The sequence below is a fragment of the Streptomyces sp. NPDC037242 genome (assembly GCF_055604165.1).
Map to the genome: position 1 here is coordinate 65070 of NZ_JBVJUY010000026.1, position 21228 is coordinate 86297.

The following is a 21228-nucleotide window of genomic DNA, read 5'->3' on the forward strand; positions in this document are numbered from 1 at the left end:
ACAGGGGGCCTGCCACACCATGAGCGTTGTCACCAACACGACCACCATCGGCGCCATCGAGCTGCCGAGCCGGCGGAACACCGAGCTCCTGCTGCTCGGCTTCGCCGTGGTCATCCCGATCTTCGCCTACGCCAACGTGGGCTTGTCGATCCACGACAAGCTGCCCCCGGGCATGTTCACGTACGGGCTCGGCTTCGCCGTGCTCGCGGGCATCGCCCACCTCGTCGTACGCCGCTACGCCAAGTACGCCGACCCGCTCCTGCTGCCGCTCGCCACCCTGCTCAACGGCCTCGGCGTCGTCCTGATCTGGCGACTCGACCAGTCCGCGCGCCTGCAGAACCTCGCCAAGCGCAGCTTCGGCGCCTTCACCGAGTCCGCCCCCCGCCAGATGCTGTACACGGCGCTCGCCATCGCCCTGTTCGCCGGCGTGCTGCTGGTGCTCAAGGACCACCGCACGCTCCAGCGCTTCACGTACATCTCGATGGCCGCGTCCCTGGTGCTGCTGATCCTGCCCGTCATCCCGGGCCTGGGCGCCGACGTCTTCGGCGCAAAGATCTGGATCAGCGTCGGCGGCTTCTCCATCCAGCCCGGCGAGTTCGCGAAGATCGTCATCGCCATCTTCTTCGCCGGCTACCTGATGGTGAAGCGCGACGCCCTTGCCCTGGCCAGCCGCCGGTTCATGGGCCTCTACCTGCCGCGCGGCCGCGACCTCGGCCCGATCCTGATGATCTGGGCGATGAGCCTGCTCGTCCTCGTCTTCGAGAACGACCTCGGCACCTCGCTGCTCTTCTTCGGCATGTTCGTGATCATGCTGTACGTGGCCACCGAGCGCACCAGCTGGATCGTCATCGGCCTGCTGATGAGCGTGGGCGGCGCCGCCGTCGTCGGCGCCACGGCCAGCCACGTCAAGGCCCGAGTGACGGCCTGGCTCGACCCCTTCGCCTGCTACTCCAAGTCGGGTGCCTGCGAGCAGGTCGGCCAGTCGATCATGAGCTTCGGCTCCGGCGGGGTCCTCGGCACCGGCTGGGGACAGGGCAACTCCGACCTCATCGGGTTCGCCGCCAACTCCGACTTCATCTTCTCCACCGTCGGCGAAGAGCTCGGCCTCGCCGGCGTCATGGCCTTCCTCCTGCTCTACGGCCTGATCATCGAGCGCGGTGTGCGCACCGCCCTCGCCGCCCGCGACCCCTTCGGCAAGCTCTTCGCCATCGGGCTGTCCGGCGCCTTCGCCCTTCAGATCTTCGTCGTCGCCGGCGGAGTCATGGGCCTCATCCCCCTCACCGGCATGACCATGCCCTTCCTCGCCTCGGGCGGTTCCTCCGTCCTCGCGAACTGGGCCCTCATCGGCATCCTCATCCGGATCAGCGACACCGCACGCCGCCCTGCCCCGGCCCCCGCCCCGTCCCCCGACTCCGAGATGACCCAGGTGGTCCGCCCGTCATGAACAAGCCCCTGCGCCGCATCTCGCTGTTCTGCGGGCTGCTCGTCCTCGCGCTGCTCGTGCGGACCAACTGGCTCCAGTACGTCAAGGCCGAGGAGCTGAGCACCCGCAAGGAGAACCGCCGGGTCCAGATCGCCCAGTACGCCACCGAGCGCGGCAACATCATCGTCAAGGGCAACCCGATCACGGGCTCGGCCACCACCGACGGCAGCGACTACAAGTACAAGCGGACCTACCTCGACGGCCCCCTGTGGGCACCCGTCACCGGGTACGCCTCGCAGGCCTTCGGCTCCACCCAGCTGGAATCCCTCGAGGACGGCATCCTCACCGGCAACGACGACCGGCTGTTCTTCGACCGCACCATCGGCATGTTCACGGGCGAGAAGAAGCAGGGCGGCAACGTCGTCACCACCCTGAACCCCGAGGCCCAGAAGGCCGCTTTCACCAAGCTCGGGGACAAGAAGGGCGCCGTCGCCGCGATCGACCCGCAGACCGGCGCCATCCTGGCCCTGGTCAGCACCCCCTCGTACGACCCGTCGAGCTTCGCCGGCAACTCCAAGAACGACGAGAAGGCCTGGGTCGCCCTGAAGGACAGCGAGGACAAGAACCTCGTGAACCGGGCCCTGCGCGAGACCTACCCGCCGGGCTCCACCTTCAAGGTCCTCACCGCCGCCGCCGCCCTGGAGCACGGTGTCGTCAGCGACATCGACGCGCCGACCGACACCCCCGAGCCGTACATCCTGCCCGGCACCAGGACCCCGATGGTCAACCACGCCAGCGGCTGCGAGAAGTCGAGCCTGAACAACGCGCTGCGGGTCTCCTGCAACTCCGTCTTCGCCAACATGGGCGACAAGGTGGGGCGGGACAACATGGTGAAGACCGCCGAGAAGTTCGGCTTCAACAACGACAAGATCGACACCCCCGTCCGGGCCTTCGCCAGCGTCTACGACAAGACGATGAGCAAGGACGGCAACGCCCAGAGCGCCATCGGCCAGTTCAACACCGCCGCCACGCCGCTCCAGATGGCCATGGTCACCGCCGCCATCGCCAACGACGGCAAGCTGATGAAGCCGTACATGGTCGCCCAGCTCACCGCGCCCAACCTCGATGTCATCGAGAAGCACGAGCCGCAGGAAATGAGCCGGCCCCTCTCCGCCGCCAACGCGCAGAAGGTCCAGCAGATGATGGTCAACGTCGTCGAGAACGGCACCGGCGGCAACGCCAAGATCCGCGACGTGGTCGTCGGCGGCAAGACCGGTACCGCCCAGCACGGCGAAGGCAACAAGAAGCGCCCCTACGCCTGGTTCATCTCCTACGCCGAGAACAAGGACGGCACGTCCCCGGTCGCCGTCGCCGTCGTCATCGAGGACAGTGACGCCAGCCGCGAGGACATCTCCGGCGGCGGCCTCGCCGCACCGGTCGCCAAGGCCGTCATGGAAGCCGTACTGGCGGGCAACAAGGGGTAACCGCACAGGCCAGCCGATGTGACCCGGATCACTGATTCCGGCCCGGATCCGAGCGTACGGTACCGGTCCGGTATCAGCCTGTGGTCACGAACCGATCACCGACGATCGGCCGGTAGCCTTTGCGGCGAACAGCACACCGCCGGACCACACACGGGTGCGGTCGGGACTGACGGAGAGGGCTGCAACGTTATGGAAGAGCCGCGTCGCCTCGGCGGCCGGTACGAGCTGAGCCACGTGCTCGGCCGTGGTGGCATGGCCGAGGTCTACCTCGCCCACGACACCCGGCTCGGCCGTACCGTCGCCGTCAAGACCCTGCGCGCCGACCTCGCCCGCGACCCGTCCTTCCAGGCCCGGTTCCGGCGCGAGGCCCAGTCGGCCGCATCGCTCAACCACCCGGCGATCGTCGCCGTGTACGACACCGGCGAGGACTACGTCGACAACATCTCCATCCCGTACATCGTGATGGAGTACGTCGACGGTTCGACCCTGCGCGAGCTCCTGCACTCCGGCCGCAAGCTGCTGCCCGAGCGCACCCTGGAAATGACCATCGGCATCCTCCAGGCCCTCGAGTACTCGCACCGCGCCGGCATCGTCCACCGCGACATCAAGCCCGCCAACGTCATGCTCACCCGCACCGGCCAGGTCAAGGTCATGGACTTCGGCATCGCCCGCGCCATGGGCGACTCCGGCATGACCATGACGCAGACCGCCGCCGTCATCGGCACCGCCCAGTACCTCTCCCCGGAGCAGGCCAAGGGCGAGCAGGTCGACGCACGCTCCGACCTCTACTCGGCCGGCTGCCTGCTCTACGAGCTGCTGAGCGTGCGCCCGCCGTTCGTCGGCGACTCCCCGGTGGCCGTCGCCTACCAGCACGTACGGGAAGAGCCGCAGCCCCCGTCGAACTTCGACCCCGAGATCACGCCCGAGATGGACGCGATCGTGTTGAAGGCGCTGGTCAAGGACCCCGACTACCGCTACCAGTCCGCCGACGAGATGCGCGCCGACATCGAGGCCTGCCTCGACGGCCAGCCCGTCGCCGCGACCGCCGCCATGGGCGCGGGCGCCTACGGCTACCCCGACCAGGGGCACGGCTACGGGCACCAGGGCTACGACCAGCCCACCACCGCCCTGCGCACCGCCGACGCCGGCCAGACCTCCATGCTCCCGCCGATGCCCCCCGGCGACGGCGGATACGGGTACGGGGACCAGGGCCACGGCGGCTACGACCAGGGCGGCCACGGCCGCAGGCAGCAGAAGAAGAGCAAGGCCTCGACGATCCTGCTGGTCGCGGCCGGCATCCTCGTCCTGGTCGGCGCGATCCTCATCGGCCGCTCCCTCTTCAGCAACGGCGCCGACAACCGGCCGGCCGTGCCCAAGCTCATCGGCCAGACCTTCGAACTCGCGCAGAAGAGCGGCGAGAACGTCGGCCTGACCGTCGAGAAGGAGGGCGAGGAGCCCTGCGAGACCCAGCCGAAGGGCAACGTCTGCTCGCAGAACCCGGCGCCCGACACCAAGGTCGACAAGAAGACCGTCATCAAGGTGAAGGTCTCCACCGGTGCGCCCAAGGTGCCCGTCCTCGACGTGCTCAACATGTCGTACGAGAAGGCGGAGCAGGCGCTCAAGGACAAGGGCTTCCAGGTCGACAAGAAGTCCATCGAGTCCGAGCGGACCGTGGGCACCGTCCTGGAGCAGAACCCGAAGAGCGGCACCGAGGCCGAGAAGGGTTCGGTCGTCGTCCTGACCGTCGCCAAGGAGCAGTCCAAGGCGATCGTCCCGGACCTGACGGGCAAGACGAAGGAACAGGCCGTCAAGGCGCTGGCCGAGGTCAAGCTCAAGCTGGGCAGCACCACGGAGCAGGACTCCCCCGGCTCCCCGCCGAAGACGGTCATCGGGCAGCAGTACGCCCCGGGTGAGCAGGTCAACGTGGGTGACACCGTCAACGTGACCATCGCCAAGGCCTCGCAGCAGACGCAGGTCCCGGTCCTGGCCGGCAAGACCGTCGCGCAGGCCAAGGCGGAGCTCGCCGCCAAGGGCCTGACCTTCGGCTCGGTCCTGGCGGGCCCGTCGGACGACACCGCGATCATCATCCGGTCCGACCCGGCGGCCGGCACCCCCGTCGCCACGGGCCAGGTCGTCAACGTCCAGACGCTCGCCGGCCAGCAGGACGGCGGCAACGGCAACGGCGGCGGCTTCTTCGGAGGCCTCACCGGCGGCAGCCGCCGCTAGCCCCGGGCACGGTACGCAAAAGGGCCCGGCCCCTCTCGATCGAGAGGGGCCGGGCCTTTTGCACGGCTGCCGCACGGCCTCGGCACGGCCTCGGCACGGCCTCCGCAGGGGCTCTGCGCGGCCGCCTGCGGCCTCGTACGTACGACTGTGGCCTCCGGGGCCACTGGGGCTCCGGGGGCGCGTCAGCGCAGCTCTGCCGGCGGGGTCCGCTTGTCGTCGACCTTCTCCGTGCGGACCAGCTCGCCCCATACGACGTAGCGGTACTTCGAGGTGTACACGGGGGTGCAGGTGGTCAGGGTGATGTAGCGCCCCGGGGCCGTCTTGCCGGACTCCTTGGGGACCGGGTTGATCACGTCCACGTTGTACTTCGAGGTCTGCCGCAGCTCCGCGAAGACCTTGTAGACGTACCAGGTGTCCCGCGTCTCGAAGACGACCGCGTCGCCCGTCCTCACCTTGTCGATGTTGTGGAACTTCGCCCCGTGCCCGTCCCGGTGCGCCGCCAGCGTGAAGTTGCCCGTCGGGTCCCACGGGAGGGCCGACTTCACCGGGTCCGTGTAGTAGCCGGCGACCCCGTCGTTGAGGGTGTCCGGGTCGGTGCCCCGCTTCACCAGCACCTCGCCGTTCTTCATCGCCGGCACGTGCAGGAAGCCGACCCCGCCCTGGGTGTCCAGCGCTCCGGGCTCGGCGGGCGCCGCCGACGGCGTCGGGGCCGTCGGCTGCTGCCACTGCTGGCGGATCTGATCGCCCCGCGCCGACGCATGGCGGTCCGCGAGCACGTTCGTCCACCACAGCGAGTACGCCACGAACAGGGCCAGCACCAGCCCCACCGTGATCAGGAGCTCGCCCAGCAGACTCAGGAAGCCGGCGAGCACACTGCGGCCGGGGGACGGCGCCGCGGCGCGGCGGCGGGCACGTGACACTGCTGATTCGTCCTTAGGGCGGCCGCGGGGAGGGCGGCTACGGGGCGGCCATCGCGGGCGGGGCGCCCTGGCTGCGGGGGCGTTCGTCGACCATCCTGCCCCATACGATCATCCGGTAGGTGCTGGTGAACTCCGGGGTGCAGGTGGTCAGCGTGAGGTAGCGGCCCGGCGCCGTGAAGCCCGATCCCTCGGGCACCGGCTTCAGCACCGACACGTTGGTGGGCGGTGTCTGCGCCAGCTGCGAGGTGATCTCGTACGTGTAGTACGCGTCGCCCGTCTCGACCACGACCGGGTCACCCGGCACCAGCCGGTTGATGAAGCGGAACGGTTCACCGTGCGTGTTCCGGTGCCCCGCGACCGCGAAGTTCCCCTGCGGGTCGCCCGGCATGGCCGTCTTGAGCGCGCCCTCGCTGTAGTGCCCGACCAGGCCCTTGTCCAGCACCTTCGGCTTGCTGATCCCCTCCGCCACCGGGACCTTCACATCCAGCTTCGGGATGTGGAGGATGGCGAAGCCCTGGCCCGGTTCGAAGGCCGAGACGGGCGGCGCGGCCGCCCCGCCCTGGTCCCGCTGCCAGGTCTGGCGCAGCGAGCCGGCGGCGCCGTTCACGGTCCGCTCGGCCAGCAGGTTCGTGTACCAGAGCTGGTAGGCGACGAACAGCAGCATCACCAGCCCGAGGGTGATGAGCAGTTCCCCGGCCAGCCGGCTCATGACCACCACCGGGCCGCCGGAGGCGGGGCGCCTGCGCCGGCGCCCCGTGGCCCGCCGCCGCGAGCGCGGGCGCTTCGCGGCCTCCTGAGCTGCCCTGCGCCGCGCGGCCCGGCCCTCTGTGGGCGCGGACGGCGCGAACGCCGTCACGCGACGGCCTTGCCCACCACCGGGGCCAGCCCCACCGAGCGCTCCACGGCACCCGAGTCACCGCACCGCACCAGCCAGTTCGCGAGCATCCGGTGCCCCCACTCGGTGAGCACCGACTCGGGGTGGAACTGCACACCCTCGACGTCGTGCTCCCGGTGGCGCAGGCCCATGATGATCCCGTCCTCGGTCCGCGCCGTGACCTCCAGCGCGTCCGGCAGGGTCTGCGGCTCGGCCGCGAGGGAGTGGTAGCGAGTCGCGGTGAACGGCGACGGCAACCCCTCGAACACCCCGAGGCCCTCGTGGACCACCGGGGAGGTCTTCCCGTGCAGCAGCTCCGGCGCCCGGCCCACGACGCCTCCGTACGCGACCGCCATCGACTGCATGCCGAGGCACACGCCGAAGACCGGGACGCCCGTGTCGGCGCAGTGGCGGACCATGTCGATGCAGACGCCGGCCTCTTCGGGCGTGCCCGGCCCGGGCGACAGCAGGACCCCGTCGAAGCCGTCCTGGGCGTGCGCGAGCTCGACCTCGTCGTTGCGCAGCACCTCGCATTCGGCGCCGAGCTGGTACAGGTACTGGACCAGGTTGAAGACAAAGCTGTCGTAGTTGTCGACAACCAGAATGCGCGCGCTCACGGAGTGGCTCCCGATCCTTCGTCCACCGTCACATCGTTGAACGGGAGGAGCGGCTCGGCCCACGGGAAGACGTACTGGAACAGCACGAACACCACCGCGAGGACCAGTACGAGAGAGATCACCGCGCGTACCCACGCGTTACCCGGCAGGTGCCGCCAGATCCAGCCGTACATGCCGCCTGTGTCCTTTTCGTCCACGATCGTTCAACGCACCGCAGGGGCGGTACGTCCACAGCCTAAAGCCACCCGCCCGGCGGGGTGGGTCACCTCGGCAAACCCTCAGGTCCACCCTGTGAGACGGGCCGCGTACCGGTCAGTTCCGCCCAGACGACGAGGCGGTGGCTGTGGCCCCATTCCGGGTCGCAGGTGGTCAGCGTCAGGTACCGGCCGGGGGTGGTGAAGGGCGAACGGCGGGGCACCGGGTCGACCACGCCGACCTCGTCCGGCTGGATGCGCAGGGGTTCGGCGCGGACCGTGTACGTGTACCAGCTCGTGGCGTCCTTGAGGATCACGAGGTCGCCGGGGCGCAGCTCCGGGACGTCCTTGAAGGGGTCGCCGTAGGTGCGCCGGTGGCCCGCCACCGCGAAGTTCCCCGTGTCGCCGGGGCGGGCCGTGCCGGCGTAGTGGCCGAGGCCCTTCTTGAGGAGCTCGGTGCCCGTGCCCTCCAGGACCGGCTTGTTCCAGTCCGCTCCGAAGCGGGGGACGTACATCTCGGCGAAGGCCCGGCCCTCGGGGTACGCGGGGGGTGGCGGGGCCGTGGTCTGAGCGGGGGCAGGGGCGGGCGCGGGCGCGGGCTGCGGAGCGGCCGCGGGCGCCGCCGCCCAGCGGTCGCGGAGCCGCGCCATCTCCCCGTCCATGGCCCGGTCGGCCTTGACCCCGGTCCACAGCAGGACGTAGGCCACGAAGAGCACGATGAGGGTGCCCGCGGTCAGGCACACCTCGCTGAACGTCCGCACCACCAGGTGCAGGACGGCCTCGGCGCGGACCCTCTCAGGGCGCGCCCGTCTCGGAGTTGGGGCCCACGGGCTTCGCATAGTGGAGGTCCACTGTGCCGGAGTAGCCGGGCAGTGTCAGCGCCTTGTGCTCGTCCACTTTCCAGCCGAGACCGTACGCGTTCACGTACAGCTGGTAGTTCTGCAGCGCCGGGGAGGCCGCCATCGCCTTGCGCAGCGCGCCCGGGTCGCCGATCGCCGTGACCTTGTACGGGGGCGAGTAGACCCGGCCCTGGAGGATCAGGGTGTTGCCCACGCAGCGCACCGCGCTGGTGGAGATCAGGCGCTGGTCCATGACCTGGACGCCCTGGGCCCCGCCCTGCCAGAGGGCGTTCACGACGGCCTGGAGGTCCTGCTGGTGGATCACCAGGTCGTTGGGCTGCGGCTCCGGGACGTTGGGGATGCGGGCGGTCGCGTTCGGCGGCGCGTCGTTGAGGGTGACCGTGAGGGCCTTGCCGGACAGCTCCTCGGTGCCCGAGGCCGCGCGCAGGGCCGCCAGCTTGGCGTCCTCCGCCTTGGTGCTGCCGTCGTCGCGCTCGGCGAGGGCGTCCACCCGGGCGCGTACGGCTCCGGTGCTCTTCTCCAGCTCCGCGTTGTTCTGGCTGCGCTCCTGGACGAGGTCCGAGAGCTTGAGGAGCGAGGCATCCGTGCGGATGTTCGTACCCTTGGAAGTGTTGAAGCTGGTGACGAAGATCAGGCCGGCCAGGGCGAAGACCGAGGCCGTCAGCAGGCGGACCGGTCTGACCCGCCGGGGGGGACCCGCGGAGGAGTCGTCGGAATTGCTCAACGTACCCTTCTCCTTCAACGCCACAGGTCCACTACGCTAACGGACGCCCGGGGGAGGCAACGTCCCCAGCGCATCGACAGGAGAACCCCTCGTGCCGAAGTCACGTATCCGCAAGAAGGACGACTACACCCCGCCGCCGGCGACGAAGCAGGCGCAGACGATCAGGCTGACCAACCGCAGCTGGGTCGCCCCGGTCATGCTGGCGTTCTTCCTTATCGGTCTCGCGTGGATCGTCGTCTTCTACGTGACCGACACCCAGCTGCCGGTCGAGGCGCTGGGCAATTGGAACATCGTGGTCGGTTTCGGATTCATCGCCGCGGGATTCGGCGTCTCCACTCAGTGGAAGTAGAAGCGCGGTAATACCGGCTACGCAAGCTCTCCCCATGAGTTATCCACAGCGTCATCCACACCTGAGGAAAAGACAGAAGATCTGTGGATAACTCTGTGGAGAGTTGACGCCGGTGTGATCAGGTGAGTGCGGCCGTCCGGACCGCGATCACCGCTGCCGCCAGCAGGAACACCAGCACACAGGTGCCCCACTGGACGAGCGTGCGGTCCTTGGCGGCGGCCGGCCGCAGCAGCCCCATGGCGAGCAGGGCGCCGGTCACCAGGCCGCCGATGTGGGCCTGCCAGGAGACGCTCACACCGCTGCCGAGCGGTACGAACGTCATCACCAGCATGAGCACGACCACCGTGACCAGCGGCCGCATCTCGTAGCGCAGCCGGCGCGCGAGGACGACGGTGGCGCCGAGCAGGCCGAAGACGGCGCCGGAGGCGCCCAGGGTCGGGGCGTTCGGCTGGGTCAGCAGATAGACGAGTGCGCTTCCGCCCAGGCCCGACAGCAGATAGACCGCGAGGTAGCGGGCCCGGCCCAGAGCCGCTTCGAGCGGCCCGCCGATGAACCACAGGCCGAGCATGTTGCCGATGATGTGCCACCACTCGACATGCAGGAACACCGAGGTCAGCAGCCGGTAGTACTCACCGGTGGAGACCCCTTCGAGCGGCGCGCCGACGTACTCGACGTAGCGGCCGAGCAGCTCCAGCCGGATCGCCAGCGCCGGGAAGACGGCCGCCGCGACGAACACCGCGACATTGATCCCGATGAGGATCTTCGTCATCAGCTGCGGATCGGTGGCGACCACCCCGCCCGCGAGGGTGCGCGGCGCGTTGGCCGAGGGACGGTGGCCCGTACCCGATCCCCCGCGTACGCATTCGGGGCACTGGAAGCCGACCGAGGCGCTGATCATGCACTCCGGGCAGATGGGGCGCTCGCAGCGCGTGCAGCGGATGCCCGTGTCGCGGTCCGGGTGGCGGTAGCAGCCCGGCAGACGGTCGGTGTCCATCGGTCCCCTCGGTCGGCGGCGGGGCAGCGGGTCCGCCCCACCGGTCCGGTACACATCGAGTACGGACGGGCGGGGCGGAAAGGTTCCCGACCCGGCGCACCGGCGCTTCTCGGCGCGCTCGCTAGCGCTTTTCGACGGAGACGGACTGGATGACCACGTCGTCGAGGGGGCGCTCGGTGCGCGGGTTGGTCGCGCTGGCGGCGATGGCGTCCACGACCTTCCGGCTCGCCGCGTCGGTGACCTCGCCGAAGATGGTGTGCTTGCGCGTCAGCCAGGCGGTGGGGGCGACGGTGATGAAGAACTGGGAGCCGTTGGTGCCCGGCCCGGCGTTGGCCATGGCGAGCAGGTAGGGCTTGGTGAAGGCCAGGTCGGGGTGGAACTCGTCGGCGAACTGGTAGCCGGGGCCGCCGGTGCCGTTCCCGAGCGGATCGCCGCCCTGGATCATGAAGCCGCTGATGACGCGGTGGAAGAGGGTGCCGTCGTAGAGCGGGTCCGTGGTCTTCTGGCCATCGGTGGGGCGGGTCCACTCGCGCTCACCGGTGGCGAGCTCGACGAAGTTCCGGACCGTCTTCGGAGCGAAATTCGCCAGCAGCTCGATCTCGATGTCCCCGAGGTTGGTCTTCAGGGTGGCGTAGAGCTTCTCGGCCACTGATCTGCCTTCCATAGTCAGCACTGTCGGTTTCAGATACTCGCACGGAGCCGCGCGACGGACGGAAATCCTCCACCCGTATGCCCTGTCACGCATGCCGCTCGGCGGTATGGCAGGCATGATCCGACAAAGGGTGGAAAGGTGAACTGTGTCCGCCACCGAGGAGGAGGATCCCGTGACCCGCAAGGACAGCGTGCGCCTGGCAGCCGAGAGCGCCAGGGAGAGTTTCCTGCACGCGGCGGAAGTGGTGGCACCGTACGCGGAATCCGCCAAGGATGCCGCGGTGCACTACGCCCAAGAGGCCAACGAGCGACTGGCGCCGAAGGTGTCGTACGCGGCGAACGAAGCCGCGCGGCAGGCCCGCGTCTCGTACGACACCCATGTGCATCCCCGGATCAGGGCGGCGCGCACGCACGTGCCGCCGAATGTGGACAGGGCTGCGACGAAGGCGGTGAAGCAGACGCGCCTGGTGGCGCGACAGGCGGCCGATTACACCCAGCCGAGGTTCGAGAGCGCGCTCGCGGCGGCCACTCCGGTGGCCGAGGAAGCGGTGTCGCGGTCGACGGTGGCGATGGCGGCCCTGCGCGGCCAGGTGTCGGCGAAGGAGGTGCAGAAGCTGGTGCGGCGCCACGAGCGTCGTGCGCGCACGGCGCGCGTGTGCAAGGGCGTCGCACTGGTCGGCCTGCTCGCGGGCGGCGCCTTCGCGGCCTGGAAGTGGTGGGACCAGCAGTCGAACCCGGACTGGCTCGTCGAGCCGCCGGCGGCCACGGAGCTGTCGGAGCGGGCGCAGGAGCCGGCGACCTTCGACGACGAGCTGGCGGCGAAGGAGCGCGAGGCGGACACGGAGCGCTGAGAGCTGAGAGCTGACGACGAAGGGCCCGGATCCTGTGGATCCGGGCCCTTCGCCATGTGTCACCGCGTCACATCATCACCGCGTCATGCGCGGTCAGCTGGGGAGCGTGAGCACCATGCCCGGGTGGATGAGGTCGGGGTTGGAGCCGATCACGCCCTTGTTCATGGCGTAGAGCTCGCGCCAGCGGGCCTCGTTGCCCAGCTCGCGGCGGGCGATGGCGGAGAGCGAGTCACCGGACCGCACCGTGTACGTGCGCTTCTTGGCGGCCATGGGCTTGGGGGTGGGTGCCGCGGGCACCGCCTTGTGCGCGGCCGAGGCCGGGGTGGGGGTGTGCGGCGCGGGGGCGCGCGCGGCGGGCTTCGGCGCGGCGGGGGCGGGCTTGGGGGGCGCGGCGGCGGCCATCCGCTCGGCCGCGGCCTTGGTGGCCGAGGCGGCGTCGGTGTACTTGCTCCCGGTGTCGGCCGGCGTGTTCATGGACGGTGCCGCCGGCGCCGGGGTGGCCTGTTGCTGCACCTGCTCCTTGACCTTCTCGGCCGCCTCTTGCCTCTTCTTCTTGTCTGACTTCAGGAAGTCGAACATTCCCATGAGCTTGAGCCTCCGGCGTGGTGTTGCCCCCCTGGGCTGAGTGCCTTCACCCACTGTCGGACACGGGGCTCCGGACGGCCCTGTGACTGGGCCATCCGGGGGACTGCCGGGCCACTGCCCCCGGTCACTGCCGGGTCACTGCCGGGTCACTGCCGGGCGCGACGGGCCGGGCGGGGGCTTTCGGACGGGGCCTCCAGATCTCCGGCGGCGAGGAGCGTGAGGCCGCGCAGGAGGGCCTGGCGGTCGGCGGGTGCGAGGGAGGCGACGGCATCGGCGTGCACCTGGTCGACGATCCGCTGGCTCCGCACCGCGACCTCGGCCCCCTCCTGGGTGACGGCGATGATCCGGGCCCGCCGGTCCTTGGTGGAGGGGCGCCGCTCGGCGAGCCCGGCCTCTTCGAGGGCGTCGACGGTGACGACCATCGTCGTCTTGTCCATGTCCCCGATCTCGGCGAGCTGGGCCTGGGTGCGCTCCTCCTCCAGGGCGTGGACGAGGACGCAGTGCATGCGGGCGGTCAGGCCGATCTCGCCGAGCGCGGCGGCCATACGGGTGCGCAGGACATGGCTCGTGTGGTCCAGGAGGAACGAGAGGTCGGGCTGGGTCCGGGTGGGCGCCATGGCAGTCATGTCCTCCAGCCTAGCAACTCGATCCGAAATAAATCGTCTGCAACAAAACCATCTGCTACGGTCTCACCAATCGCCCTCACTGACTGGAGAGTCCGATGCCTGCCGCAACCACCTCCACGCCCGCACCCGCTACCTCCACTGCCGGCGCGGGCCCCACGACTCCCGACGGTCCGCACGGGCTCCGCTCCCGCTGGACCGCACTCGGCGTGCTCTCCACCGGCATGCTGATGACCGTCCTCGACGGCAGCATCGTCACCGTCGCGATGCCCGCCATCCAGGCCGACCTGGGCTTCAGCCCCGGCGGCCTCAGCTGGGTCGTCAACGCGTACCTGATCGCCTTCGGCAGCCTGCTGCTCCTGGCCGGCCGGCTGGGCGACCTGATCGGCCGCAAGCGGATGTTCCTGGCCGGGACCGCCGTCTTCACCGGCGCCTCGGTGCTCGCCGGCTTCGCCGCCTCCCCCGCGGTGCTCATCGCCGCCCGCTTCCTCCAGGGGCTGGGCAGCGCGATGGCCTCCGCCGTCAGCCTCGGCATCCTGATCACGCTGTTCACGGGGGCCCGGGAACGGGCCAGGGCGATCGCCGTCTTCTCCTTCACCGGAGCGGCGGGAGCCTCCCTGGGCCAGGTGCTGGGCGGGGTCCTCACCGATGCGCTCGACTGGCACTGGATCTTCTTCATCAACCTGCCCATAGGGCTGGCGACGCTCCTGCTGGCCCTGCCCGCGCTCCCCGCCGACCGGGGCCTGGGGCTGGCGGCGGGGGCCGACGTCATCGGCGCGGTACTGGTCACCGCCGGGCTCATGTCGGGCATCTACGCCGTGGTCGAGGTCGAGCGGTACGGCTGGACCGCCGCGCACACCCTCGGCCTCGGGGCGCTGTCGGCGGTCCTGCTGGCCGCCTTCGTCCTGCGCCAGGCCACGTCACGCACCCCGCTGATGCCCCTGCGGATCTTCCGCTCCCGGGTGGTGGTCGGGGCGAACATCGTCCAGATGCTGATGGTGGCCGCGCTGTTCTCCTTCCAGATCCTGGTCGCGCTCTACCTCCAGAAGGTGCTGGGTTACGGAGCCGCCGAGACCGGTCTCGCGATGCTGCCGGCCGCCGCGGTGATCGGCGCGGTCTCGCTCGGCGCCGCGTCCCGGCTCAACGCCCGGTTCGGCGAGCGCGCCGTGGTGCTGGCCGGGCTCGCCCTGCTGGTCCTGGCGCTCGGCCTGCTGACCCGGCTGCCCGTCCACGCCGACTACGCCACCGACCTGCTGCCGGTGATGCTGCTGGCCGCCGGCTTCGGCCTGGCCCTGCCCGCCCTGACCGCGCTGGGCATGTCCGGCGCCGGGGAGCAGGACGCGGGACTCGCCTCGGGACTGTTCAACACCACCCAGCAGATCGGCATGGCGCTCGGCGTCGCGGTCCTCTCCACCCTGGCCGCCTCGCGCACCGGGAGCCTGGAGTCCACCGGCCACACCACCGCCGAGGCCCTGACCGGCGGCTACCACCTGGCCTTCGCTGTCGGCGCCGGACTGCTCCTGACGGCCACCGCCGTCGCCGCGACCCTTCTGCGGGGCCCGCGCCGCTCCTGATGTTTCACGTGAAACATCAGGGGTCGAGGCGGGTGTTCCGTGGCTGCCCGGGGACGGAGGTGCTCAGGTGCCGCGCGAGCAGCGGGGGTACGTGAACGGGCGTGAGCGGCGGGCGGCCGTCGACCTCGACGGCGTAGCGCGCCAGTTCCTCGTGGAACGAGCGCTCGTTGCGGCAGACCGCGGAGAAGACCTCGAAGAGGCCCTCACCGGTGTCCTCGGGGACCCGCGCGAAGTAGAGCCGCATCAGGTCCCGGTATCCGACGCGGAAGCCGGCCCAGCACCCCATCCCTGCCAGGCCCACCGTGCGATCGGTACGCGGCCCTTGGTAGACGACGGTCAGACCGTCGACGACACCGCCTTGAGAGAGCCGTGAGCCGCATACGACGACCTTCCAGACGTGCTGTCCCGCGAAGTCCGTCTCGTACCCGTTCTGTTCGCCGTTCGTGGATGCGCTCTCGACCACGACGACCTCGCCGTCGGATTCGGAGTCGATCCGCGAACGGGCGGCGGCGAGGTACGGCGCGAGCTCGTCGAAGGAGCCGGGGACGGAGAGGCCCTCGGCCCGCACACGGGAAACGGGCTCGACGTCCCTTTCGTACAGCTCTCGCAGACGTCCCAGACCCTCCGCCCGGTCGTACGCACCCTCGTGCCAGAGGCGGCGCAGGCGCTCGGCCTGTTCCCGCCGCCGGACGATGCGGTCCGAGGAGTGGACGACCATGACGTGGTGGCTGTAGCTGCCCTCGCCCCGCGCGGACCGGTACAGCTTCACGGCGCCGGTCAGCACGAACATGTCCATCGCCTGCCGTTCGCCCTCGTCGTCGTCCTCGCCCTGGAGCACGAGATTGCGGACATGCGCCTTCTCCTGGGAGTTGGCGACGGTCCGGCGCTCCTCCGGGAGGTCCGAGTCGAGGTCGAGGAAGTCCTCCGCTCCCACGTAGCCGGCGGGACGCGGTACGGAGACGATGAAGTCCCTCGGGAACAAGTCCTCCGCGGCGGACGGGTCCAGGAGGGTGCCGATGAGGGGTGACGTGGCGAAGGCGACGTACTGCGCCCTGGGCAAGAGGTCGAGCAGCTCCGCCGTGGCGGCATTGACGGACGTGAGGCCCGCCCTCCCCGTTCCGGTCGCCCTCCTGGAGGTGTTCACGGTGTCCGAATCCCACGCCGCGCCGACGTCGATGATCAGCGTGGGGAGCTCCGCCAGCGGCGTGCGGATGCGCCGCAGATCCTTGAGCAGCTTGGACAGAACGCTCTTGCTCTTCTTCACGACCATGAGCCGTACGGACGTGGCGTGCAGGTTCTCGGGATCGTTCAACGGCAGCCGCGGCTCCCGCTTCTCGAATTCGACTGCGGCAAGCTCTTGGATCAGGCCGGTGTAGTCGTTGTCGCGCGTGGTCAACCGGACGATGTCGAACCCGCCCTCCATGGAGGGGAGTCGGCCGTGCCGCAGGAAACCGTCCCCGCTGGTCCAGCCCGGATCGTCCGCGTAGTCGGAGTCCCCGGGCCCGTCCGCGCCGCGCAGGATGTTCTCCCGCCCCACCAGATCGCGGTCGAGGGTCCGCTGCATCTGGGACCGCAGCGCGTTGGTCGGTCCCGTCAGCACGATGACGAGCCGGTAGCCGGCGTCGACCGCCTTGGCCACGATGCCGGTGATGTGGGTGCTCGCGCCGGACCCCACGGGCGTGATCACCAGGCCCTTGGACTGGTAGGCCGCCACCGCGCTCGGTTCGGCCAGCTTCTCCACTACTTGATCCGTCACTCTGGCCACGTCGGCCACCCCGGGGGCCGGCCACCCCCGCCGCTCCAGCAGCCCGACGTACGCGGGCCAGTACCAGCCCCGGCCGGGCTGCGCCTTCGGGTCGTACCACGGGGTGAACGACGACCGGATCACAACGGGACCGGCGCCGCCCTGGAGCCCGGGCGTCCCTTCGGCGAGCAGCTTCCCGATGCGCCGCGCCAGCTGGTCCCGCTCCTGCTCGACCCGGGCCAGCTCCTGCTCGCGCTGGTGCAGCCGGTGGCGCAGGGAGTCCAGCTGGGCTGCGGCGCCGTCCGTGTCCGCGTCGGCCAGGCTGCTCTCCAGCTCACCAATGCGGACCTCCTGCTCGCGCAGGGTGCGCTCAAGGAGCCGGATCCGGGTGGCCGGGTCCATCCGGCTCTCCTCCTCCTTGCGGAACAGCGCCCACACGCGGGCGGTCTCCTCCGTGGACAGCGGCGTCCGAGGGGGCTCGCCCGCCTCGTGGAGGAGGTTCTGCACGAAGTCCTCGCGCGCGAACCGCGCACCGCTGAGCATGCGGCTCACGGAGCTGGGATCGCGCGGCTCCCTGAGCGCGTACGCCCGTACGGACACGTCGAGCCGCTGGAACAACTCGCGCAGGGCGACCGCCAGTTCCCGGCGTTCGGGGCCCGCCTCCGGGTGGATCGGGCCGAGGTAGCCGGCCCCGCTTCGACTTCTACTGATCGCCACCGACCCAGTGTCGGCCCTCACTTGGACCCATCGGACTGTTGCACGTGAATTGGCAACGCGTTGCAGTCCGTTGGCAACTGTTGCACCCCTGTGCACCGCCTCCCCACGCCGCAGGCTGGACTCATGACGCAGACAGCTCCCGAAGCCCCCCAGCGCAAGATCTCCCGGCTCCGCCGCACCGCCGCGGTCGTGATCCTCGGTTTCATCGGCGGAATCGCCACGGGCCTGGGCACCGCCACGGGGTCCGCGCTCCCCGACTGGATCCGCCTGCTGTTCTGATACCGGACGCCCCGGCCGGCTGCACCCGCACGGTCACAAGACGTACGCAGCACCCGCCGGACAGACCCCGCCGGGAACGAAAAAACCTCCCCTGACCCGCGTTTCCGCAGGTCAGGGGAGGTTTCAGGGGTGGAGCCTAGGAGATTCGAACTCCTGACATCTGCCTTGCAAAGGCAGCGCTCTACCAGCTGAGCTAAGGCCCCTGGAAATGGACGCGCCCGTCCCCTGTGGAGGAGTGGACGTTCTGCAGAACAGAGTACCGGGTGTACCCCCTCTTCCCGCAAAATGATAGGGACTCCCGCCCCGCGACCACTCTCCGTAAGATGCTCGCGAGGTTCGCACCAGCGAAGGGGAGTAGTAAGAGTGGACGCAGTACAGCAAGAGGCCACGGCCAGAGCCAGAGAGCTTCAGCGCAGTTGGTACGGGGAGCCCCTCGGCGCGCTCTTCCGCCGGCTCATAGATGATCTCGGCTTGAACCAGGCTCGCCTCGCTGCCGTCCTCGGGCTGTCGGCGCCGATGCTGTCCCAGCTGATGAGCGGCCAGCGCGCCAAGATCGGGAACCCGGCCGTGGTCCAGCGGGTCCAGGCCCTCCAGGATCTCGCGGGCCAGGTGGCCGACGGGAGCGTCAGCGCGGCGGAGGCCACCGACCGGATGGACGAGATCAAGAAGACCCAGGGAGGATCCGTCCTCAGCAACAGCGGCCAGACCACCCCCAGTTCCGGGGCGCCCACCGTCAAGCGCGTCGTCCGTGAGATCCAGTCGCTGCTGCGCTCGGTCTCCGCGGCCGGCGACATCATCGATGCGGCGGACACCCTCGCCCCCAGCCACCCGGAACTGGCAGAGTTCCTCCGGGTGTACGGCGCGGGCCGCACCGCGGAAGCGGTCGCCCACTACGAGTCCCACCAGAACTGACACGCACGGCACCGCAGGACGAACGGGCAACGGGCATGGGGGACGAGCGCAGCGATGGGTGAGATCTTCGCCGGTCGGTACGAGCTGATCGATCCGATCGGCCGCGGTGGCGCGGGCGCCGTCTGGCGGTCCTGGGACCACCGGCGCCGCCGGTACGTCGCCGCCAAGGTCCTCCTGCAGAGCGATGCCCACACCCTGCTGCGGTTCGTGCGTGAGCAGGCGCTGCGGATCGATCACCCGCACGTACTCGCCCCGGCCAGTTGGGCGGCGGACGACGACAAGGTCCTGTTCACGATGGACCTCGTCGCCGGCGGTTCCCTCGCCCATGTGATCGGGGACTACGGGGCCCTGCCTCCCCGTTTCGTGTGCACGCTGCTCGACCAGCTCCTGTCGGGGCTGGCGGCGGTGCATGCGGAGGGTGTCGTCCACCGCGACATCAAACCGGCCAACATCCTGATGGAGGCCACTGGAACCGGGCGGCCGCACCTGCGGCTGTCCGACTTCGGCATCTCCATGCGCAAGGGCGAGCCCCGGCTGACCGAGACCAACTACGTGGTCGGTACGCCGGGCTACTTCGCGCCCGAGCAGCTGCTCGGCGCCGAACCCGACTTCTCCGCCGACCTCTTCGCCGTCGGACTGGTCGGCCTGTACCTGCTGCAGGGCCGCAAGCCCGATTCGCAGGCCCTGGTGGAGCACTTCCTCACCCACGGGACCCCCGGCGCCCCGGAAGGCGTCCCTGCGCCCCTGTGGGACGTTCTGGCCAGCCTCCTCCAGCCGGACCCCCAGAACCGCTTCAAGACCGCCACAGGGGCCCGCAAGGCCCTTGCCGAGGCCGTGGAGCTGCTGGTGCCGCCCGCACCGGACGAGGACCCGGTGGAGGTTTTCGACCAACTCGGCCCGCTCCCGCCCGGTTTCGCCCCCCAGGGCCCGCAGAGCGCAGCCCCGGCGACGGCGACCGGCCCGGCGGCTTCGACCCAGGCTCCGGCCCCGGCTCCCGCCCCGACCGGCACGACGATCGCGGACCAGCCGACCGCGGCGGCCCCCGCCACGACTCCCGTCACGGCCCCCCTGGGCGTCTTCGGCCCCTCGGAGACGGGCAGCTTCCACCTCCAGCCGCCGGCGGCCGCGCCCGCGCACCCCGCCGAGCCCGCGCCCGCGCCCGCGGCCCGTAGCGGCGGCATCGCCCCGCCGCCCGCGAAGGTCACCGCCGGGATCCTCGCCGCCGCTCTACTGTGCTTCGCGATCGGGGCCTGGGCGCTGACCCAGCTCTAGGCCCGGTTGCGCCGGGCCAGCAGCGTCCAGGCGCCGAGCACGAGCAGCAGCAGGCTCCCCGTGCCGAAGCCGGCGCCGGCCACGACGCGCATCACCGAGCGCTCCCCGGCCGCGTCGTGGGCCTCCAGCGCGGTGAGCCCGTCCTTCGCCGCGGCCCGGTCCTCGGCACCGACCCCGAAGCCGCCCGCCGCGAGGCTCTCCCGGTACGCGGGCCCCTGGGCCGCGGCGCCGAGGACCTCCATGCGCAGGGTCAGCGGCACGGGCACGGCGTCCTCGGTGAACTCGGCGACCTTCCCGCCCAGGGTCACGGCGATGTAGTACCAGCCGGACACGCGCACCGGCCGCACCGCGGTGTCGCCGGAGTAGCGGTTCTCGTACGTCACCGGCGCCGTCTTCGGCAGCGTGACGCTGGCCTGCTTGCCGTCGTAGCTGGCGTCCTTGTACTGGACCAGCCCCCGGTAGGGCGTGTAGAGCGAGACTATGAGCCCGCGCGAGGCGGACCCCGAGTCCTTGGTCCGGTTGGCGGCGGCGAGTTCGGCCCCGAGGCTGAGCTGCTGCCCCCAGTCGAGCGGCACCCGGTAGTACCTCGTCTGGCCGGGCCGCAGCTCGTCGCGCCACACGCCGCTGCCCAGGGCGCGCGCGTCGTTGAAGCCGGTGCCGCCGCTGCGGGGCACGGACTCGGTGCCGGGCAGGGTCGGTGAGGCCGAGGGCCAGACGCTGGGCGCGGTGGTGGGCGCGCTGCCCGCGGCCAGGCCCGGCTCGCGCTGGACCCGCAGTTCCAGCGGCCACTCGCCCTGGTCGGAACCCTTGGCCGCGGTGCGGGTGACCTTCGCGTAGTAGACCCCGCCCTGCTGGCAGTCGGAGTCCTCCGCCAGCCTCCGCACGCCGATCGCGCTGAGGGGCACGGCGTCGTACATGAAGGCGTCCCGCCCGGGGTTGCCCGAGCAGCTGCGGCCCTCGGTGGTCATGACCTCCACCTGGATGCCGTCGCTGTACGCCACCTTGGCGCCCTGCGGCGGCTGGAGCACGGCGGAGACGTACACGCTGGACCTGTCGTCGAGGACGAGCCGGTAGACGCGCTCCCCGGGGGCGATGGCGTCCCGGTAGACGGACCCGGCCTCCAGGAGCGGAGCGCCGTCGCTGGAGGGCTTGCCCTCGATCTTCTTCGCGCCGTCCGCCATCCGGTACGAGGGCACCGGCTGCGGGCTCGGCTGCGCCGCCGACGGCACGGCCGCCGCGGCCACGACCCCCAGGGCCACCGCTCCCACCAGCGCTGTTGTCCGTACCCGACTCATCCCGCCCACCCCGGTTTGCTAGCGCAAGCCAAATCTTTGCATAATGCAACTTTTCGTCAC

The 21228-nt window shown here is 70.5% G+C and carries 20 protein-coding genes, 1 tRNA gene and 1 pseudogene; 9 read left to right on the forward strand and 13 right to left on the reverse strand.

Features of this window, described 5'->3' with window-relative positions:
- Nucleotides 1–19: 19 nt before the first annotated feature.
- The 3 genes from ACZ7GJ_RS27320 (at nt 20) to pknB (ending at nt 5133) form a co-directional block, all read left to right on the forward strand.
- Entirely contained in the window at nt 20–1444 is a 1425-nt protein-coding gene (locus ACZ7GJ_RS27320) for an FtsW/RodA/SpoVE family cell cycle protein (protein WP_470755553.1), read from the forward strand.
- Nucleotides 1441–2907: a peptidoglycan D,D-transpeptidase FtsI family protein gene (locus ACZ7GJ_RS27325; protein ID WP_470755554.1), complete on the forward strand. Its 1467-nt coding sequence runs from the start codon at nt 1441–1443 to the stop codon at nt 2905–2907. Before ACZ7GJ_RS27320 ends, ACZ7GJ_RS27325 begins: the two co-directional genes overlap by 4 nt.
- A 189-nt stretch (nt 2908–3096) precedes the next feature.
- Entirely contained in the window at nt 3097–5133 is a 2037-nt protein-coding gene (pknB, locus tag ACZ7GJ_RS27330; RefSeq protein WP_470755555.1) for a Stk1 family PASTA domain-containing Ser/Thr kinase, read from the forward strand.
- Between the two features lie 182 nt (nt 5134–5315).
- On the opposite strand, the gene ACZ7GJ_RS27335 is transcribed toward pknB, so the two are convergent.
- From ACZ7GJ_RS27335 to ACZ7GJ_RS27360, 6 genes and pseudogenes are all read right to left on the reverse strand, one after another.
- Nucleotides 5316–6053 (reverse strand): class E sortase, encoded by a 738-nt coding sequence (locus tag ACZ7GJ_RS27335; RefSeq protein ID WP_470755556.1) that lies wholly within the window; start codon nt 6051–6053, stop codon nt 5316–5318.
- A 37-nt stretch (nt 6054–6090) separates the two neighbouring features.
- Nucleotides 6091–6939, reverse strand: a pseudogene (locus ACZ7GJ_RS27340) (class E sortase); the annotation flags it as partial.
- The gene (locus tag ACZ7GJ_RS27345) at nt 6906–7544 is read right to left on the reverse strand and encodes an aminodeoxychorismate/anthranilate synthase component II (RefSeq protein WP_470755557.1); all 639 of its coding nucleotides are present in this window, start codon (nt 7542–7544) and stop codon (nt 6906–6908) included. The pseudogene ACZ7GJ_RS27340 and the gene ACZ7GJ_RS27345, both read right to left, overlap by 34 nt.
- On the reverse strand, nt 7541–7717 hold the full coding sequence (locus tag ACZ7GJ_RS27350) for a hypothetical protein (RefSeq protein ID WP_365921919.1): 177 nt from the start codon (nt 7715–7717) through the stop codon (nt 7541–7543). The genes ACZ7GJ_RS27345 and ACZ7GJ_RS27350 overlap by 4 nt, the downstream gene beginning before the upstream one ends.
- An 89-nt stretch (nt 7718–7806) precedes the next feature.
- The gene (locus ACZ7GJ_RS27355) at nt 7807–8505 is read right to left on the reverse strand and encodes a class E sortase (protein WP_470755592.1); all 699 of its coding nucleotides are present in this window, start codon (nt 8503–8505) and stop codon (nt 7807–7809) included.
- Nucleotides 8506–8533: 28 nt separating this feature from the next.
- Nucleotides 8534–9322, reverse strand: a complete 789-nt coding sequence (locus tag ACZ7GJ_RS27360; protein ID WP_470755558.1) for a DUF881 domain-containing protein — start codon at nt 9320–9322, stop codon at nt 8534–8536.
- A 91-nt stretch (nt 9323–9413) separates the two neighbouring features.
- Here ACZ7GJ_RS27360 and crgA point away from each other — a divergent pair, with 91 nt between their 5' ends.
- On the forward strand, nt 9414–9671 hold the full coding sequence (gene crgA, locus ACZ7GJ_RS27365; RefSeq protein WP_470755559.1) for a cell division protein CrgA: 258 nt from the start codon (nt 9414–9416) through the stop codon (nt 9669–9671).
- 118 nt (nt 9672–9789) lie between these two features.
- On the opposite strand, the gene ACZ7GJ_RS27370 is transcribed toward crgA, so the two are convergent.
- Entirely contained in the window at nt 9790–10665 is an 876-nt protein-coding gene (locus ACZ7GJ_RS27370) for a rhomboid family intramembrane serine protease (RefSeq protein WP_470755560.1), read from the reverse strand.
- Nucleotides 10666–10786: 121 nt separating this feature from the next.
- Nucleotides 10787–11314 (reverse strand): peptidylprolyl isomerase, encoded by a 528-nt coding sequence (locus ACZ7GJ_RS27375; RefSeq protein ID WP_365922042.1) that lies wholly within the window; start codon nt 11312–11314, stop codon nt 10787–10789.
- Nucleotides 11315–11489: 175 nt separating this feature from the next.
- On the opposite strand from ACZ7GJ_RS27375, the gene ACZ7GJ_RS27380 reads away from it, so the two are divergent.
- Entirely contained in the window at nt 11490–12167 is a 678-nt protein-coding gene (locus tag ACZ7GJ_RS27380; protein WP_470755561.1) for a DUF5324 family protein, read from the forward strand.
- A gap of 93 nt (nt 12168–12260) precedes the next feature.
- Here ACZ7GJ_RS27380 and ACZ7GJ_RS27385 read toward each other — a convergent pair whose 3' ends face one another.
- Both ACZ7GJ_RS27385 and ACZ7GJ_RS27390 read right to left on the reverse strand, forming a co-directional pair.
- Nucleotides 12261–12752, reverse strand: a complete 492-nt coding sequence (locus tag ACZ7GJ_RS27385; RefSeq protein ID WP_470755562.1) for a LysM peptidoglycan-binding domain-containing protein — start codon at nt 12750–12752, stop codon at nt 12261–12263.
- A gap of 146 nt (nt 12753–12898) precedes the next feature.
- Nucleotides 12899–13378: a MarR family winged helix-turn-helix transcriptional regulator gene (locus ACZ7GJ_RS27390; protein ID WP_470755563.1), complete on the reverse strand. Its 480-nt coding sequence runs from the start codon at nt 13376–13378 to the stop codon at nt 12899–12901.
- A gap of 95 nt (nt 13379–13473) precedes the next feature.
- On the opposite strand from ACZ7GJ_RS27390, the gene ACZ7GJ_RS27395 reads away from it, so the two are divergent.
- On the forward strand, nt 13474–14949 hold the full coding sequence (locus ACZ7GJ_RS27395; protein WP_470755564.1) for an MFS transporter: 1476 nt from the start codon (nt 13474–13476) through the stop codon (nt 14947–14949).
- 16 nt (nt 14950–14965) lie between these two features.
- Here the strand turns inward: ACZ7GJ_RS27395 and ACZ7GJ_RS27400 are convergent, their stop codons facing one another.
- On the reverse strand, nt 14966–17410 hold the full coding sequence (locus tag ACZ7GJ_RS27400) for a Z1 domain-containing protein (RefSeq protein WP_470755565.1): 2445 nt from the start codon (nt 17408–17410) through the stop codon (nt 14966–14968).
- Nucleotides 17411–17533: 123 nt separating this feature from the next.
- On the opposite strand from ACZ7GJ_RS27400, the gene ACZ7GJ_RS27405 reads away from it, so the two are divergent.
- Nucleotides 17534–17689: a hypothetical protein gene (locus ACZ7GJ_RS27405; RefSeq protein WP_470755566.1), complete on the forward strand. Its 156-nt coding sequence runs from the start codon at nt 17534–17536 to the stop codon at nt 17687–17689.
- 130 nt (nt 17690–17819) lie between these two features.
- Here the strand turns inward: ACZ7GJ_RS27405 and ACZ7GJ_RS27410 are convergent.
- A tRNA-Ala gene (locus ACZ7GJ_RS27410) sits at nt 17820–17892 on the reverse strand.
- A 160-nt stretch (nt 17893–18052) separates the two neighbouring features.
- On the opposite strand from ACZ7GJ_RS27410, the gene ACZ7GJ_RS27415 reads away from it, so the two are divergent.
- Together ACZ7GJ_RS27415 and ACZ7GJ_RS27420 are read left to right on the forward strand one after the other, a co-directional pair.
- Entirely contained in the window at nt 18053–18601 is a 549-nt protein-coding gene (locus tag ACZ7GJ_RS27415; protein ID WP_365921903.1) for a helix-turn-helix domain-containing protein, read from the forward strand.
- Nucleotides 18602–18655: 54 nt separating this feature from the next.
- The gene (locus ACZ7GJ_RS27420; protein ID WP_470755567.1) at nt 18656–19873 is read left to right on the forward strand and encodes a serine/threonine-protein kinase; all 1218 of its coding nucleotides are present in this window, start codon (nt 18656–18658) and stop codon (nt 19871–19873) included.
- Here ACZ7GJ_RS27420 and ACZ7GJ_RS27425 read toward each other — a convergent pair.
- A complete protein-coding gene (locus tag ACZ7GJ_RS27425; protein WP_470755568.1) occupies nt 19870–21168 on the reverse strand; it encodes a hypothetical protein in 1299 nt (432 codons plus the stop codon). The two genes, ACZ7GJ_RS27420 and ACZ7GJ_RS27425, sit on opposite strands and share 4 nt — an antisense overlap.
- Nucleotides 21169–21228 lie beyond the last annotated feature (60 nt).